This is a genomic window from Delftia sp. ZNC0008, assembly GCF_000799035.1.
GTDB lineage: Bacteria > Pseudomonadota > Gammaproteobacteria > Burkholderiales > Burkholderiaceae_C > Comamonas > Comamonas tsuruhatensis.
Genome location: NZ_JTKZ01000530.1, coordinates 1 through 1,595 on the forward strand (window position 1 = coordinate 1; position 1,595 = coordinate 1,595).

General features: G+C 67.7%; 1 protein-coding gene and 2 pseudogenes. All 3 read left to right on the forward strand.

All coding sequences use genetic code 11. The features are described 5' to 3' along the window. Positions 1-316, forward strand: a pseudogene (locus L995_RS17825) (hypothetical protein); the annotation flags it as partial. Positions 317-451: 135 nt separating this feature from the next. After that, the gene (gene serB, locus L995_RS17830; protein ID WP_016445267.1) at positions 452-1,165 is read left to right on the forward strand and encodes a phosphoserine phosphatase SerB; all 714 of its coding nucleotides are present in this window, start codon (positions 452-454) and stop codon (positions 1,163-1,165) included. Between the two features lie 306 nt (positions 1,166-1,471). Beyond that, positions 1,472-1,595, forward strand: a pseudogene (locus L995_RS17835) (ABC transporter substrate-binding protein); the annotation flags it as partial.

The window sequence follows — 1,595 nt, forward strand, 5'->3', positions numbered from 1 at the left end:
CCGCGTCGCCACGCTGGCCATGCTCTGGGGCGCGGCGCTGCGGCGCTGGCTGCCGCACCAGATCTTTGTCTTCATTCTCGCGCGCGGCTTTGCGGGCACGGTGCTGTGCGTTTTCATCTCGGCCCTGCTGGCCCAGGCCGCAGGCCACTCGCTTCCCGGTGTCAACGAGGACCTGTCGCGCATTGCGCGCTGGCTCATGGCCTGGGGCGATGCCGTGGTCACCGGCATGGTGACGGCCATCTTCGTGGTGTTCCGCCCCCAATGGCTGGCCACCTGGTCGGATGCCATCTACCTGCGCCGCCCACCCGCGCCCTGAGGGCGCATCCAGGCACAAGCCGTGGCGCGCCGCAGTGCCAAGGCCAGTGACTGCGCCGCGCGGCCCTGGCTCTGGATATGATTCGCGCCTGATACCCGCCAGCCCGGCGGCCCGTCCCTTTTTGCTGCCCCACCCATGACCGATGTCACCGAATTCGCGCCCGGACTGCTGATCCGCGGCATCCAGCCGCCACTGAAGCTGGCCGACTACAAGCTCATCGCGTTCGACATGGACTCGACGCTGATCACCATCGAATGCATCGACGAGATCGCCGACGCCACCGGCAAGAAGGCCGAGGTCGCGGCCATCACCGAAGCCACCATGCGCGGCGAGATCACCGACTTCAAGGACAGCCTGCGCCAGCGCGTGGGCAAGCTCGTCGGCGTGACCGAGGCCGACATGGCCCGCGTGCTGGCCGAGCGCCTGAAGCTCTCCCCAGGCGCCGAAACCCTGGTGCGCGCAGCCCAGGCTGCAGGCCTGAAGGTGCTGCTGGTCTCGGGCGGCTTCACCTACTTTGCCGAGCACGTGCGCGGCATGCTGGGCATCGACTTCGTGCGTGCCAACGTGCTGGAGATGCGCGATGGCGCGCTGACCGGCGGCCTGATCGAGCAGCCTTGGGGCGACATCTGCGACGGCGCCGAAAAGCGCCGCACGCTGCTGGAAGTCGCCTCGCTGCTGGGCATTCGCCCCGACCAGTGCATCGCCGTGGGCGACGGCAGCAACGACATTCCCATGATGCAGGTCGCAGGCCTGTCCGTGGCCTACCACGCCAAGCCGCGCGTGCGCAACGAGGCCAAGGTCTCCATCACCGAAGGCGGCCTGGACCGCCTGCTGGAAGTGCTGCGCTGAAAACCGGCGGCGGGGGCTGGCGCAGGCCGCTGCACTGCTCCGCAATCAATAGCTGAGAATGTTTTGTGGGCTTGCTTTTCCGGCAGGCCCCGGTCTTTTCTACAATGCTTGACGCAGCCCCATAGGCCACCGCCTCAGCGCCGGTGGCTCTCCTACAACAGCAGGCTGCACACCGGCGTATCCGCATGCCGGTGCTTGGAATCTCCTGCCCCATCCCCATGTGACACCCAAGGCCGCAGGCCTGCCCGCAGACGGGCGACCTGTGGCGCTCCGACCGGCGCAGGCCCGCCTGCGCCGACCGTGCACATGACCACCATGATTGGAAAAACCTTCGTGAAGACTTCGTTCCGCACCACTGCCTCCGTGATCGCCCTGGCCATTGCCTCGCTGACCGTGCCCACGCTGGCCCAGGCCAAGCGCATGGACGCGG